We start from the raw sequence: 13620 nt of genomic DNA on the forward strand, positions 1-13620 counted from the left end.
CTGCCGACCTGTCAAGCGTGGGAGCTACAGTCGGCCTGGCCACGAGAACAGGGAGTTGAACGTGAACAAGCCAATGAGTGACGTCAAGGTCCTCGTCGTCGATGATCAGCCGCTGATCGTCGAACAATTATGCGAATTCCTCGAAAACCACGGGCACCCGTGCGTAGCCGCCCACTCCACCGATCAGGCCATCGAGCGCTATGTCGACGATGAGGCGATTGGCCTGGTGGTGTGCGATCTGCACATGCCCGAACGCGATGGAATCGAGCTGATGCGTGCGCTCAAGGACATTGCCAAAGGGCAGCGCATGTTCGAGGCCATCATGCTCACCGGCCGCGCCGACAAACAGGATGTAATTCGCGCCTTGCGCGAAGGGTTCTCCGACTACTACCAGAAACCCATGGATCTCGAAGCCCTGCTCGAAGGCGTGCGCCGCCAGGAGCAGATCCTGCTCGAGCGGCGCAGCAGCTTTCAGGACCTGGGAAGCCTCAACCAGCGCCTGCAGGAGCTGGCCGAGTCCATCGACGACCTCTACCAGGACCTGGAAAAGGCACGTGGTCAAGGTATGCACCGTCGCGCCGGCGATGTTGAGGAGACCGAGAGCGAGCTACCACCGGCCTTCGAGAAACTCTCGCCACGCCAGCTCGAAGTGGCTCGGCTGGTCAGCAAGGGCAAGACCAACTACCAGATCGCCTGCGAACTGGGCATCACTGAGAACACCGTCAAGCTCTACGTGTCACAGGTTCTGCGCCTTACCCACATGCACAACCGCACGCAGCTGGCGCTGGCCCTGACCCCCAGTTCGTCACCGGTGCACCAGCGTTTCACCACCCACTAGTTCGATGAGCTGACCTTTTCCCAGCGGTAGAAATCCGGGATCGCGTACTTGTAGCTGTCCAGCCAACGTTGCATGGACTGCTCGCGCTCCCGCGCCGTCTGCACCTGCACCGTCGGCGAGGCCTGTTGGTTGCTGGCCTGTATGCGCAGCAGGGTCTCGGTGGCGCTTTCCTCACTCCCGGCCTGGCGCGGCGCATCGTCGGCCAGGGCAATGGCCGGGGCGGCCAGGCACATCATCAGCATCAAGGGCCTAAGCATCCTGATCTCCTCCTTTGGCGTGGCTCTCGGTGCCACTCACCGGCATCGCTGCGCGCCCCAGGCTACGCAGCTTTTGGGCCCGCGCCTGGGCCTCGGCGAACTGCTCGGGCTTGAGGTGCAGGCGGTTCACCAGGTCACTGGCCTGGGACCAGTTGTCCTGAAGCAGCGACAGAGTCACCAGGTTCACCGCCGGCAAGGTGTTATCGTCCTGGAGCTCCAAGGCCGTCAGAAACTCGAAACGGGCCTGCTCGTGCTGCCCCAGGTTCATCAGCACCACCCCCAGATCATTGCGCACGTTGGCATCGGTCGGCGCCAGGCGCACCGCCCGCTGCAGGTTCTGCAGCGCCTGCTGGTCATCGCCCCGGGCCGAGGCCAGTTGGCCAAGGCCATGCTCGCCCTCGGCGGCCAGGCAACCGCCCAGCAGGCTGCGATACAGCGGCTCGGCCTCGCTGCGGCCAAGCAGGCGCAGCACTCGGGCTTTGCGCAAGCGCACCGATTCCAGGCGGTTGGGCATTTGCTCGAGATGGGCCAGGCTGGCATGTGGCCGTCCCTGATTGAGCATCTCGTCGGCCAGGTTCAACGCCAGTTGCTGGTCCGCGTCGGGCTTGGCGCACTGTCCGCCCGCCCACAAACCGCCCAGGCCCGGCTGCTGGCCGGCACAACCGGCCAGCAGCAACAGCCCGGTGAACAACAGAATGCCTTTCATCGCCCCTCTCCCTTTCAAGAACCCAAAGCCCGGGCCATCGCGGAAAAACCCGGCCCGGCCAGCACGATGAGCAAGGCTGGAAACAGAAACACCATCATCACCGCCGACATTTTTGCCGACATCTTCGACACACGCTCCTGCAGTCGCGTCAGACGCCGGTCGTCCAACAGCTGTTTCAGGGCCAGCAACGATCTCAGCCCACCGCTGCCCTGGATCAGTAATTGCTGGAGGATCGCGCAGGTGTCGGTCAACTCATCCACCGCCAGTTGCTTCGCGCTCTTGTCCAGCTCCGGCCCCAGAGCCAGACCCGAGTCCACCCGCTGTAGCACCAGCCGCAGTTCGGCACTGACGTGTGGCAGCAACGAGCGTCCCTCCTCAGCCAACACTCGCAGAGCCTGCTCCACGGCGAGCCCGGTCTCGAAAAGAATGCGCAACAACGGGATCAGCAGACTCACCTCTTCGGCGATGCGTTGCTGACGCCGCGCCGCCGCCACAGCCAGCAAGCGTTTGGGCAACAGGTAGCCCAGGCCCATCGCGCACAATACTGCAACCCACCCGGAACCTTCGCCTGGCACTCCCGGCAGCAGTAACAGCACCAGCCCGCCAGTCAACAGCGGCAAGCCCAACTGCACGGCGGCGAACAGTGCCCGCTGGCGGCTGCGACGCCAACCCAGGCGAGCGAGCAATGTCTGGGTTTCACCGTCCAGGCTCTGCAGGCTGCGTCCCAAGCGGCTGCTGCCCAGCCGATGCAACCATTCGCCCAAACGCTCGTCAGGGGCCAACCGGCCCTGCAGGCGACGGCTCACCCGCAGCCGCGCGCGTGCTTGGCGCATGGCCTGCGCCGCCAACAGGAGAAACCCCGCGAACAGGCAAACGGCGCTGACCAGCAAGGCCATTTCAGAGACTCCTCATCATGCGCCAGAGCACCAGGCAACCCAGGGCCTGGAAGGCGAAGGCAAAGCCCAGCAGCCACTGTCCCTGTTGGTCTTGCCACATCGCCAGCAGGTAGCCAGGGTTACCCAGCAGGAAATACCCCACCATCAGCAACGGCAGGGCTCCGAGGATCCATGCCGTGACCCGCGTCTCACCGGTCATCGCCCGCAACTGACGTCCCCCCTGCTCACGTTCACGGATCAGCTTGATCAGGTTTTCCATCAGCTCGCTGGCGTTGCCGCCATAGCGCTGGTTGATACGCAGGCCCAGGGCGAATACGCGCAGTTCGTCCTGTCCATAGAGCTCCGCCAGTTCGCTCAGAGCGTCTTCCAGCGGCACACCCAGTTGCACGTTGCGCTGGACCCGCTGCATTGCCGCACGCAAAGGCTCACGGGTGTTCTCCAGGCCTCCGAGGACGGCGTCGGTCAAGGTGCGCCCGGCCTTCAGGCTGCGCACGCTGTAATCCAGTAGTCCCGGAAGCTGCTCGATGATGCGCCGCATGCGCCGTCGATACCGCCAGGTCAGATAGGCCTGCGCAGCCAGTGGAATCCCCAGCGACAGGAGCAACGCCACCCACCAGCTACCCAGCAACAATCCCAGCGCCACACCCCCGAGCCAGCCCAGCGCCCACGGACGCAGACGTACCCCCGCCGGATCGAGGCCGGCGCGTTGCAGCCTGGCGTCGAGCCAGCGCTGACGCGTCGCGGGGGTGCGCAATGCCTCGAGTGCGCGGCCCAGGCGTTGCAGCACACGCTCCTCCCCACGCTTGTGCAAACCCAGGCGCAACAGCAGCAAGGCGCAGCCCAAGAGCAGCACCGACAGCGACAGCAGCAGCGGCCCCATCACAGCAACCCTTCGTGACGCAGTTTTATCCCGGCGGGGTTGGGTGCCTCGCGCACGAAACCGTCGCCGCCACGCCGGTCGAAACGGAACAGAGTATTGGTCACGTAGACGTCGTCACGCAGGCCCACCACTTCCAGCACCTCGCTGACGACGCGACGGCCATCGGCCAGACGAGTCAGCTGGATGACCACGTCGAGCGCTGCACACACCATCTGTCGTAAGGTCTTCTCGGCAATCTGGCGCCCACTCAAGCCCACCAGCGTCTCCAGGCGCAGCAGCGCGTCCATGGCGGTGTTGGCGTGCACGGTGCTCATCGAGCCATCATGCCCGGTGTTCATCGCAGTCAGCACATCGAGCACCTCCGGCCCGCGGATTTCGCCCAGCAGGATCCGGTCGGGGCGCATGCGCAAGGCGTTGCGGATGAGCTCGCTGGCCTTGATCTCGCCATGGCCCTCGACATTCGGAGGACGGGTTTCCAGACGCACCACATGGGGATGGTGCAACTGCAGCTCGGCCACATCCTCGATGGTCACCAGGCGCTCGTGGGGGGCGATCATCTGGCTGAGGATGTTCAGCAAGGTAGTCTTGCCGGTGCCGGTCCCGCCGCTGACCAGGATGTTGCAGCGCCTGCCCACGGCACGTTCGAGAAAATCGAACAGCGCCTGGTCGATGGCCCGGGTCGCGAGCAGATCGGCACTCTTGAGCATGTCCTGGCGGAACTTGCGAATCGACAGGCAGGGCCCGTCCAGCGCCACCGGCGGAATGATCGCATTGACCCGGCTGCCGTCAGGCATACGGGCATCGACCATCGGCGACGACTCGTCCAGGCGCCGCCCCAATGGCGCGAGGATGCGCTGCATCACGCGCTCCACATGGTGGGCGTCGATGAAACGCAGATCGGTCTGCTGCAACAGCCCTGCCCGCTCGACGAACACCCGGAATGGCCCATTGACCAGGATCTCGGTCACGCTGGGGTCGCGCAACAGCACTTCCAACGGACCATAGCCGGTCAGTTCGTCCACCAGTTCCTCGGCCAGGCGCTCCATCTCGTAACGCGACAGGGCCAGGCGCAGGCGCGCGACATAGTCGGCCACCTGTTCCAGGACGAACTGGCTCAGCGCCGGACGCGCACCTTCCAGCAGGTTGCGGCCGCTGTCCTCGATGGCGTCGATCACGCATCGGTGCAAGGCGCGCTTGAGTGCCTGGGGATCGCTCGCCTGGTGGCGTTGGCCGCCGAAGGGTCGGTCGTTGCTCATCGGCTGCCCCACAACCTGCGCAGCCAGTTCAGCGGCGGCGGCGCAAGGGCTTCGGAACGCCGGGCCAGTCGCTCGCCCAAGGCCCGCAGAGACTGGCTGAGGCTTTCTCGCGGGGCCAGGTCGAACAGGCTCAGGCCCTGGTTCTTGGCATTGAGGCGCACTTCCGGGCAATACGGCAGCACCTTGAGCAGCGGCAAGCCATAACGCTTGGCCAAGGCATCGGCATCCGGCGCCACCTGGCGCAGGTAACGATCTACCAGCAGGCTGGCATGCTCGAGCTTGATGCCGCGGTCGCGCCACTGTTCGAGTACGTCGAGGTTGCGTCGGCAGTCGAGGATGTTCTGGTCGGTACAGAGCATCAGCTTGTCGCAGTGGCTGATGATGGTGCGCAAGGCCTCGCTGTCGGCTTGGCCGGTGAGGTTGACGACGATGTGCTGAAAATGTTGGCGCAGTGCGCTTAGCAGCATGTACAACTCGGCCGGACTGGTCGCCTTCAGCGTATCGTCGCCCGGTGCATAGCCGAGAATACGCAACCCTCCGGGCGCGCGGGTGAAGGCACTGTCGATCAGGGTCGCATCGAGGCGGCGCAGGTGACGCAGGGCATCGCCGAAGTTGAACGATGCCTCCAGGCCGAGCAAGGCCAGGCTGTCACCGCTGGGCAGGCCAAGATCGAGCAGAAGCGTCTGCTGGCCACTGTCCTGCACCACTTGGGCAAGGTGCGAAGTCAGCAGCGCACCGTCGGTGCCGCGCTGGGCGCTGTACAACACGCTCAGTCCGCCCACCTTGGGATTGCTCGCAGCCGGTGGCAAACGCTTGCCCAGGCGCCGCACCAGGCCGGCCACCTCGCTGGCACGCGAGCCGTAGGCGACGAAATCCCGTGCACCGGCACGCATGGCATGCAGCACCAGTTGGTTGTCCATGCCATCGCCCAGGGCGACGATCGCCAGCATCGGCTTGGCTTCCAGCACGCCTTCGATCAGCGCGCACTGGTTGACCAGTTGCTCACGATCCAGGCCGATGAACACCAGACTGGCGAAGGTGACATCGACCAGCGCCAGCAGCTCGTCGAGGCTGCCACCACTCGCGCCGATGACCTGTCCCAGCGGCGCCAGGGCGCCTTGCAGCCAGTGCAGGTCGTCCTGGTTGCGGGTGATGGCCAGGTATGTCTGGTTGAGACTCTCGTTCATCGTGACAACCCACCACGGCCATCGAAGTTGCCGTTCTCCAGGAAAAACAACTGACCCCAGCTGGGGTCGTAGGTACGCAGGTTCTCGCCGGGCAGTTGCGGCAACCGGGCATTGGCCGCCAGCGGCTGGACCAGGTGTGGGGTGACGATCATCAACAATTCGGTTTCCTCGCGCACCAGTGATGACTGGCGGAAGAAGGCTCCCAGCACCGGCAGATTCCCCAGGCCAGGCAGCTTGTCGACCGAGGAGCGGGTATTGCTGCTGACCAGACCGCTGATGATGAAGCTCTCGCCATCGGCCAGCGAGATGCTGGTGTCGGTGCGACGCACGCTGAGGCCAGGCACGAGGGTGCCGGCGATGTTGACGGCATTGTTGTAGTCCAGCTCACTGACCTCCGGTGCCACCTTGAGGGTGATGCGATCGCGGCTGACCACCGTCGGCGTGAGGGCCAGGCGTACGCCGAATTCCTTGTACTCGATGGAGACGTTGTCACTGCCGGCGCTGGGTACTGGGATCGGTATCTCACCGCCGGCCAGGAAGCTCGCGGTCAGGCCACTGAGCACGGTGAGGCTGGGGCGTGCCAGGGTGTAGGCAAAACCGCTGTTCTCCAGCGCATTGATCGCGGCCAGGAAGCGGCTGCTGCCACCGCCCCAGACGATGTTGAAGACCCCGTCGTCGAGAGGAATGGCCGGGGTGGCGTTGGGCACCGAGCCTGGGCTGACGGTCGTGCCCGGCACCGTCCCGGGCGAGCCGATCAGGCTGTTGTTCGAACCTTTGAAGAACAACCTCGCTCCCGCCTCTTTGTACTTGTTGCGGCGCACCTCGACGAAGCGGATATCGGCCTGCACCTGGCTGGGTAACTGGATGTCCTGCGATGGCAACTGCGCCCCTGGCGCCATGTCGGCGCTGGCTTGACCTTTGACGAACAGCATGGCGCGATGGGGGCCGGCTGCGCAGGGAGTCCACAGCATCAAGCTGGTGTTGCCCGGCGCCACGCCGGTCAGCAACACCGCCCGATCGCCACTGGCCTGCACGTCGGCGACCCTGGGCTCACCGACCGCCACCCGCTGGATCGCCAGCGGCAGGCGCAGCTCCTCCTGTTGCCCCTGATCGATCTCGATCACCGTTGGCAAGCGACCGACCGCCGCGCACGCCGGATCGGCGGCCTGGCTAACCGGTGCCAGCGCGGCCACGCCGATAACGGTGAACATTCGCACGGCATCACGTACGAAACTGCGCATGGCGGCATCCTTGCTCGGTCAGGGGGACGATGGGCGAGTGTCGGTCTGTGCGCCGCGTATCACCTGCATGCCGGGTGCCCGACCCGGCGCAGCGGCTTTGGCCACGGGAACCTGGGCCAATTGATTGAAGCGATAAAGGTCACGGTCGAGGCGTTGCGACAGCGGCTCGGCCGGGTCCAGGCTGGCTAGACGCTCGTCGGCGCTGCGCACCGCCAGGCGCAAGGTGCCGGCCTGGGCCGCCAGCATCAGCCGGCTGGCCAAGGCCTGCGGCACGGCCAGCGCCACGGTACGGGTATTGTTGCCGACGGCGTCTCGGCGGCTGTCCTGTTGCTCCTGGGCGCTCAAGGCCGGGCGGCCATCGTTGGCCAGACCCACCTGGCGATCCACGCTCAACACGCGCAATGCCGGCAGCACCACCTGGGCCGAGGCCTGTGGATTGGCGGCATCCTCGCGCAGGAACAACAGGACATCGACGTAATCGCCAGGGCTCAGCTGGCCACCGGCGCCGATCACATCGTCAACCGCCACCGCCACCGCGCGCTCGTTGGGACGGATCATGCGGGCCAGCGGGCCGGCGGCCTGGAACGTCTGTACATCGAGCCAGGTCCCCTCGGCCAGAGCCCGACTGCTGCTACGTCCAAGCACCTGCTCGACCTGTTGATAGGCTCCAGCCGGAGCCACTTGCAACTGCTCCACCAACAGGTCGTCTTCGGTCAGCGGTGTGTACGCAGGCACGGCACGCCGCACCACCACCACCGGTGAACGGTGCGGCTGGGCCACAGGCGCAGGTGCCACCGGGGGCGGCTGCTGAGGATCGACGGCAACACTCGGAGCGGCGACTACCGGCGCCGGCGCAGGTCGACTGAGCATCAAGCCCCAGTAGCCGGCCAACAAGGCCGCGACAAAGAACACACTCGCCAAGACCATGGTCAAGCGACTGCTCATGACCGCTCTCCCTACACCCAGATAGGTGATGGCAAAAAGAAACCATTGTGCATCCAGAAGTTAGCGCAAGACCGGCGGTTCGCCACTTATCGGGTCGTTCTTTTTCAGCCACGAAATTGACGCCTTGGCAAAACAATCAGTTAGATGCGCTAATCGCCATTACTACTTTAGGAATAGCTACTTATTACTATTGCGACATCGCCAACCTTGACAATGCTCTGATGGCAATGAGGCATCAACCAGCGATGCCCCACGTCGCGCCCCGGCGCAAGGAGAAGTGCCATGTTGCTCACCAAGCTGTACATCCGCTGCAAGCTGTTCCTGCAAAGCAAGGAAGGTGCATCCGGGATCGAGTACGCCGTGATCGCGGCGATGGTCGCCGTCGCGCTGGCGGCGTTCGTCACCCCCATCTCGGAACAGGTGACCGCCCTGATGAACACCATCCAGACCGCCATCACGCCGAAATCCTGACCGTCGACGGCGCGATCGTCCTTCCTCGCAACAGGAGCCCGTATGCCTACAGCGCGCCATCAGATCCTGCTGGTCGATGACGAGGAAGAGGCCTTGGCCGAACTCGCCGAGCTGCTCGACAACCATGGTTTCTGTTGCCACTGCGCCACATCGGTAGCACAGGCGTTGCAGACGCTCACCCGTCATCCCGACGTGGTGCTCGTCATCACCGACCTGTGCATGCCGGAAGCAAGCGGCGTCGATCTGATCAGGCACCTGCGCGACCACACCGAGCGCCAACATCTGCCCGTCATCGTGGTCTCCGGCCAGGCTGACCTGGATGACGTCAACGACCTGCTGCGCCTGCAGGTCCTCGACCTGTACCGCAAGCCGATCTACCACGCCCGCCTGCTGGCGACCCTCGCCAACCTGTTTCCCACTCCGGTCGGGGAGCCGCTACAGCTGTAGGCTGACGCTCAGGCTCAGGCGAGGCTGGCGGTCGAGGCTGTCCAGGGCGATGTCCGCCAGGGGCTTGGCCAGTTCCAGGGTCAGGTCGTAGGTCTTGCCATCGCCGGCGCGCAACCCCATGGCCAACGAGCCCAGACGGGCATCTTCGATGCCACCACGGTTGAACCAGGCACGGGCGGTGTCGAGCACCACATAGGGTTGCAAGGTCGGAAACCAGGCGCCTGCGCGGTGCACCCGGTAGTTGACTTCGTAGGCCAGGCCCCAGCCTTTGTCGCCGGCGGCCTGGTCACTCGGATAACCTCGACCGAAATGCTGCCCGCCGAAGGGCGCGCGCTCGCTGTCCGGCAGGTGGTCATCGCTCCAGTACAACGCGCCCGACAGTACACCTTGCCAGTTGCCCGGCCAGGCATCGCGCTGCACACCGAGCAGACGCAGGCGCAGAAAATCCAGGTCTGCCTGGCCATCGGCTTTCGCCCCAAACTGGTCGAGGCCCTGGTGGACGCTGCCACTGACCAGACGCAGCCGTCCGCCTTCGCGCTCGCGCCAATCGGTCTCGAACCCCAGCACGCGAAGGTCGGTTCCATCGCGGGCAGGTCGGCCGGTAGCCTCTGCCTCGATATCGCTGCGATCGCTGCCCACCTCGAACAGCGCCCGCGCATCCAGCCATTGGTCCGGGGCGACGATCAAAGGCTGGCTGATACCCACGCTGTAGCGCTGGTTGTCGCGCTCACGGGTGCCGTAGCCGCCGTGGTTCAGACGGAGGCGGGTGCTCGAATGATTGCGATAGCGCATCGCCGAAGCCAGGATCTGGCTGCCCTGGGCATCGATGAACTGACCATAATCCAGCCGCCAGTAATGCGCTTCGTCCTGCCCAGGCGGCACCAGCACGGCAGCGCTGAGTCGCTCGGCCAAGGGTGTTTGCGCCTGACTGGCAACGCTCAACAACGTCTGTGGGCTGTCGCGGCTGCCATCGGCGAACGTGAGGCCGGCCGCGATCGACTGGCGCGCCACCTGGACGACCAGGCGCATGGCCTGTTCGTTGGCACCGGGTTGCAGGGTCCGGGCCTGCAAGGACACACCAGGGATGCGCGCGATCAGCCCGGTATAGCGTTCGAAGGACTGGCGCGTCAAAGGGCGCTCGGCTTTGAGCTGGCCCAGCAACTGCTCGAGGTAGGCCGCCCCGGGGCCAATCTCACCGAGGATCTCACAGTCGCTTACGTAACCTTCGACCAGCACCACGCTGACCCGGCCATCGGCCAGGTCCTCGGGCACCAGGTAGGCATACGACAAGAAGTAGCCGTCCTTCAGGTAGCGCTGGGTGAGCCGTTCGACATAGGTCACCAGCTGCGCCACGGTCACGTCCTGGCCGAGCAAAGGCTCGAAGTGCTCGCGCAGGTCACTCAGCGGATAGACCGTGCCACCCTCGAAACGCACCTTGCGCAGGTGCACCCGGGCGCTCAGGTCCAGCGCCGGACGCGGATGCACGCCCTCAATCGAGGATAACTGACCGGCGCCCACGGGCTGATAGACATCGATGGACAGGTTGCTGGCCGGTAGCAGGCTTTCATCGGCGCTGCCGGACATGAACGCCGGCAGCGGTACGGCGCCCGCTGCACAGGTCGAGGACAAGGCCAACCAGGTCACCACCCACTGACGCATGCGGACACTCCCTGCTCGCCCCATCCATGCCACAGCTTGCAACCACAAGCCTAGGCGCTGGGCCAACGGTCGTCGACCTGCATTGGCGACGTCTCACTCGACCTGAAACGCCACCCGGGCGGTCTCGCCGCTTTCGTCAAGGGCACTGAGCTCGACCTGCCCCGTGCGCTCGAAGCGCACCAGCAAGTTGCCCTGTGCCTCGGTCTCGCCTAATGGCTGCCCGTCGAGGAACCACCAGCGCCGCCCACCACCGCCCAGCGCCGAAACATACAATTGCAGCGGCTCGCTGCTCTGCGCCGGACGGCGCAGGTGATCGCCCGGGCGCACGCCGACGATCGACAAGGGCGGCGCGCTCGGCGCTGTGTGTGGCGGGCAGTGGGTGGACACCGCCGGCATCCGCGCCGCACGCCGTTCACTGCGCGGCAACCAAGGTTCCAATGGCGCGGGCCAGAGCGCGATGTCGCGGGCCATGGCGCCTGGGCAACTCGCGTCGACACGCAGGCCCTGGGCGTCGACCCAGACCCGCTCGTGCAGGCCCAGCCCGAGCGGCTGGTCGGCAGCCTGCAAGGTCGGTGGCGTGGTGCCTTCAAGGGTCCAGGCGAAGCGCTGACGCCGACAGTTGGGGTCCTGGCGGTTCATTGGCATGCCCAACGGCCAGCAGATCGCGGCAACCCCGACACTGGCGGGAACCTGCTCCACAGGCGGGCTCAGGCCTCGCTGGCTGTCGCGGTTGCTCAGCAGGTCATGCACCTGGAGCATCAACGGGGCAGCGGAGGCCAGGCCGAACTGGCCAGGTACCGGAGTGCCGTCGGGACGGCCGATCCACACGCCGATCAGGTAGCGCGGCCCCACGCCGATCGACCAGGCATCGCGAAATCCGTAGCTGGTGCCAGTCTTCCAGGCCAGCTGCGGTCGCTGCACCAACTCGGCATGGGGGTCACGGTCCGGTCGCGCCTGGCCACTGAGGATGCGTCGAACGATCCACGCCGCTCCCGGCGACATCAGCCGTCGCTGCACCAACGGGTCCTGCGGTTGCAGGCGCACCTGGGCACTCTGGCCAGCACGGGCCAGCGCTGCATAACCGCCGACCAGATCTTCCAGACGGCTACCGGCGCCGCCGAGAATCAACGACAGGTTAGGCTCTGCCAGCGGCGGCAATGCCAGGGGCACGCCGGCCATGCGCATCTGCGCAGCGAAGCGCTTCGGACCATAGGCCTCGAGCAACTGCACCGCCGGCAGGTTGAGCGACAGCGCCAGTGCCGAGCTGGCCGATACCGGGCCGCTGAAGCCCATCGAAAAATTGCCGGGCCGGTAGTCGCCATAACGACGTGGCACATCCTGCAACAACGACTCGGAGTGGATCAGCCCATCGTCCATGGCCAGGCCATAGAGGAACGGCTTGAGCGTCGAGCCGGGCGAACGCAGCGCACGCACCATGTCGACATGACCGAAACGGCGCGCATCGGTGAGATCGACCGAACCGAGGTAGGCGCGCACCGCCATGCTCTGTGCATCGACCACCAGGATCGCCGCCGACGTGCGCTCGGGCAGGCGCGCACGCCAGCCCAGCAGCAGGTCTTCCAGGCGCCGCTGCAACGATGCATCCAGGGTGGTGCGGATCAGCGGTGGGCTAGCGGGGGTGTTCAGCCGACGCGCCAGCAACGGGGCCAGTGCCGGCTCCTGGCGTGGCGCCAGAAGCAAGGGTTCCTCGCGGGCCTCGGCGATTTGTCTGGCCGGCCATACCTGATACTCGTCCAGGCGTTGCAATACCTTGTCGCGGGCGCGCTGGGCGCGTTCGGGGTGGCGGTCCGGGCGCAAGCGACTGGGCGCCTGGGGCAACACCGCGAGCAATGCGGCTTCGGCAGGGGTGAGGTGACGTGGCGACTTGCCCAGGTATGCCCAGCTGGCCGCCGCCACGCCCTGCAACGTTCCACCGAAGGGTGCGCGATTGAGGTACAGCTGGAGGATGTCGCGCTTGGACAAGTGCCATTCCAGTTGCAACGTGCGCCACAACTGACGCAGCTTGCCCGCCAGGGTCCGGTCGTGGGGATCGAGCAGACGCGCCACCTGCATCGACAACGTGCTGCCACCGGACACTACACGCCCGCCCCGCAGGTTGAGCCAGGCGGCGCGCACCAGGGCCAGCGGGTTGACCCCGGGGTGCTGGTAGAACCAGCGGTCCTCGTAGGTCAGCAGGGCCTGCAGGTACAACGGCGAAACCTCGTCGGGGCTGATCGGATAGCGCCATACGCCGTCGGCGTCGGCGAAACGCCACAGCGGTGTGCCGTCCTCGGCCAGCACCACTCGCGCCAAGTCATCGCCAGGCAGCGGCAACGGCCAGAGTCGGTCAGCCAGCCACAGCAAGCCAAGCGTCAGCAGCAGACCCAGGGTCGCGGTGCGCAAGCACTTGCCCATGCGCGTACGCGGGCGGGCTAAGCTTGGCATCGGGAACCGACCCGGCCAGGTGATGGCCAAAGGCTTGGGAACGGCAACCGCGCCGATTCGTCTATCAGGAAGCAACTATGCATGTAGAAGGTTTTTTCGAGTGGCTTGGTCAGGCACTAGGGTCGTTGATCCGCTTCATCGTCGATGTCTTTAGCGGGTTGTTCAACCTGCTGGCCAACGCCGGGGGCAATTTCATCGACGGCCTGGCCCGTACGCTGGGCATGGACACCTCACTGATCAGCATCCTGGCCCTGATCATAGGCCTGTTGCTGCTGTACTCGGCTATCCGCGCCTTCATGCGTGCCTCGATCATCGCCGGGATCATCTGGCTGGTGCTGGGGTTGTGGGTGATGAGCTGGGTCATTCACTGAAGCCGCAAGCTGCAAGCTGCA

Annotated in this window: 14 protein-coding genes; 4 read left to right on the plus strand and 10 right to left on the minus strand. The window is 65.5% G+C overall.

What is annotated here, in order from left to right; genetic code table 11:
- Positions 1–73: 73 nt before the first annotated feature.
- On the plus strand, positions 74–838 hold the full coding sequence (locus tag E2H86_RS02705; protein ID WP_133325148.1) for a response regulator transcription factor: 765 nt from the start codon (positions 74–76) through the stop codon (positions 836–838).
- On the opposite strand, the gene E2H86_RS02710 is transcribed toward E2H86_RS02705, so the two are convergent.
- From E2H86_RS02710 to cpaB, 8 genes are read right to left on the minus strand one after another with little or no spacing between them, the layout of a single operon-like run.
- Complete coding sequence (locus E2H86_RS02710) at positions 835–1095, minus strand: DUF3613 domain-containing protein (protein WP_133324475.1); 261 nt, start codon at positions 1093–1095, stop codon at positions 835–837. The two genes, E2H86_RS02705 and E2H86_RS02710, sit on opposite strands and share 4 nt — an antisense overlap.
- Positions 1088–1801, minus strand: a complete 714-nt coding sequence (locus E2H86_RS02715; RefSeq protein ID WP_133324477.1) for a tetratricopeptide repeat protein — start codon at positions 1799–1801, stop codon at positions 1088–1090. Before E2H86_RS02715 ends, E2H86_RS02710 begins: the two co-directional genes overlap by 8 nt.
- A 14-nt stretch (positions 1802–1815) precedes the next feature.
- A complete protein-coding gene (locus E2H86_RS02720; protein WP_133324479.1) occupies positions 1816–2697 on the minus strand; it encodes a type II secretion system F family protein in 882 nt (293 codons plus the stop codon).
- A gap of 1 nt (position 2698) precedes the next feature.
- Positions 2699–3580, minus strand: a complete 882-nt coding sequence (locus tag E2H86_RS02725; RefSeq protein ID WP_133324481.1) for a type II secretion system F family protein — start codon at positions 3578–3580, stop codon at positions 2699–2701.
- Complete coding sequence (locus tag E2H86_RS02730) at positions 3577–4833, minus strand: CpaF family protein (protein WP_133324483.1); 1257 nt, start codon at positions 4831–4833, stop codon at positions 3577–3579. Before E2H86_RS02730 ends, E2H86_RS02725 begins: the two co-directional genes overlap by 4 nt.
- Complete coding sequence (locus tag E2H86_RS02735; RefSeq protein WP_133324485.1) at positions 4830–6020, minus strand: pilus assembly protein; 1191 nt, start codon at positions 6018–6020, stop codon at positions 4830–4832. The genes E2H86_RS02730 and E2H86_RS02735 overlap by 4 nt, the downstream gene beginning before the upstream one ends.
- Positions 6017–7261, minus strand: a complete 1245-nt coding sequence (locus E2H86_RS02740) for a type II and III secretion system protein family protein (protein WP_133324487.1) — start codon at positions 7259–7261, stop codon at positions 6017–6019. The genes E2H86_RS02735 and E2H86_RS02740 overlap by 4 nt, the downstream gene beginning before the upstream one ends.
- Before the next feature lie 18 nt (positions 7262–7279).
- Positions 7280–8206, minus strand: a complete 927-nt coding sequence (gene cpaB / locus E2H86_RS02745) for a Flp pilus assembly protein CpaB (RefSeq protein ID WP_133324489.1) — start codon at positions 8204–8206, stop codon at positions 7280–7282.
- A gap of 282 nt (positions 8207–8488) precedes the next feature.
- Between cpaB and E2H86_RS02750 the strand changes: the two genes are divergently transcribed.
- The gene (locus tag E2H86_RS02750) at positions 8489–8677 is read left to right on the plus strand and encodes a Flp family type IVb pilin (RefSeq protein WP_133324491.1); all 189 of its coding nucleotides are present in this window, start codon (positions 8489–8491) and stop codon (positions 8675–8677) included.
- Between the two features lie 42 nt (positions 8678–8719).
- Positions 8720–9124, plus strand: coding sequence for a response regulator (locus E2H86_RS02755; RefSeq protein ID WP_133324493.1), 405 nt, complete (start codon positions 8720–8722; stop codon positions 9122–9124).
- On the opposite strand, the gene E2H86_RS02760 is transcribed toward E2H86_RS02755, so the two are convergent.
- Complete coding sequence (locus tag E2H86_RS02760; RefSeq protein ID WP_133324495.1) at positions 9113–10783, minus strand: ShlB/FhaC/HecB family hemolysin secretion/activation protein; 1671 nt, start codon at positions 10781–10783, stop codon at positions 9113–9115. The two genes, E2H86_RS02755 and E2H86_RS02760, sit on opposite strands and share 12 nt — an antisense overlap.
- Before the next feature lie 93 nt (positions 10784–10876).
- Complete coding sequence (gene pbpC / locus E2H86_RS02765; RefSeq protein WP_133324497.1) at positions 10877–13228, minus strand: peptidoglycan glycosyltransferase PbpC; 2352 nt, start codon at positions 13226–13228, stop codon at positions 10877–10879.
- Positions 13229–13305: 77 nt separating this feature from the next.
- On the opposite strand from pbpC, the gene E2H86_RS02770 reads away from it, so the two are divergent.
- Positions 13306–13599 carry a hypothetical protein gene (locus tag E2H86_RS02770; RefSeq protein ID WP_133324499.1) on the plus strand — a complete coding sequence of 98 codons (294 nt, stop codon included), beginning with the start codon at positions 13306–13308 and terminating at the stop codon, positions 13597–13599.
- The last annotated feature ends 21 nt before the right edge of the window (positions 13600–13620 follow it).

The sequence above is a fragment of the Pseudomonas putida genome (assembly GCF_004357765.1).
Classification (GTDB): Bacteria; Pseudomonadota; Gammaproteobacteria; order Pseudomonadales; family Pseudomonadaceae; genus Aquipseudomonas; species Aquipseudomonas putida_U.

Coding starts and splice junctions, on each gene's coding strand:
- E2H86_RS02705 (WP_133325148.1), top strand. CDS start 74: ATGAGTGACGTCAAGGTCCTCGTCGTCGATGATCAGCCGCTGATCGTC.
- pbpC (WP_133324497.1), bottom strand. CDS start 13,228: ATGCCAAGCTTAGCCCGCCCGCGTACGCGCATGGGCAAGTGCTTGCGC.
- E2H86_RS02715 (WP_133324477.1), bottom strand. CDS start 1,801: ATGAAAGGCATTCTGTTGTTCACCGGGCTGTTGCTGCTGGCCGGTTGT.
- E2H86_RS02720 (WP_133324479.1), bottom strand. CDS start 2,697: ATGGCCTTGCTGGTCAGCGCCGTTTGCCTGTTCGCGGGGTTTCTCCTG.
- E2H86_RS02755 (WP_133324493.1), top strand. CDS start 8,720: ATGCCTACAGCGCGCCATCAGATCCTGCTGGTCGATGACGAGGAAGAG.
- cpaB (WP_133324489.1), bottom strand. CDS start 8,206: ATGAGCAGTCGCTTGACCATGGTCTTGGCGAGTGTGTTCTTTGTCGCG.
- E2H86_RS02750 (WP_133324491.1), top strand. CDS start 8,489: ATGTTGCTCACCAAGCTGTACATCCGCTGCAAGCTGTTCCTGCAAAGC.
- E2H86_RS02760 (WP_133324495.1), bottom strand. CDS start 10,783: ATGCGTCAGTGGGTGGTGACCTGGTTGGCCTTGTCCTCGACCTGTGCA.
- E2H86_RS02730 (WP_133324483.1), bottom strand. CDS start 4,833: ATGAGCAACGACCGACCCTTCGGCGGCCAACGCCACCAGGCGAGCGAT.
- E2H86_RS02735 (WP_133324485.1), bottom strand. CDS start 6,020: ATGAACGAGAGTCTCAACCAGACATACCTGGCCATCACCCGCAACCAG.
- E2H86_RS02710 (WP_133324475.1), bottom strand. CDS start 1,095: ATGCTTAGGCCCTTGATGCTGATGATGTGCCTGGCCGCCCCGGCCATT.
- E2H86_RS02740 (WP_133324487.1), bottom strand. CDS start 7,261: ATGCGCAGTTTCGTACGTGATGCCGTGCGAATGTTCACCGTTATCGGC.
- E2H86_RS02770 (WP_133324499.1), top strand. CDS start 13,306: ATGCATGTAGAAGGTTTTTTCGAGTGGCTTGGTCAGGCACTAGGGTCG.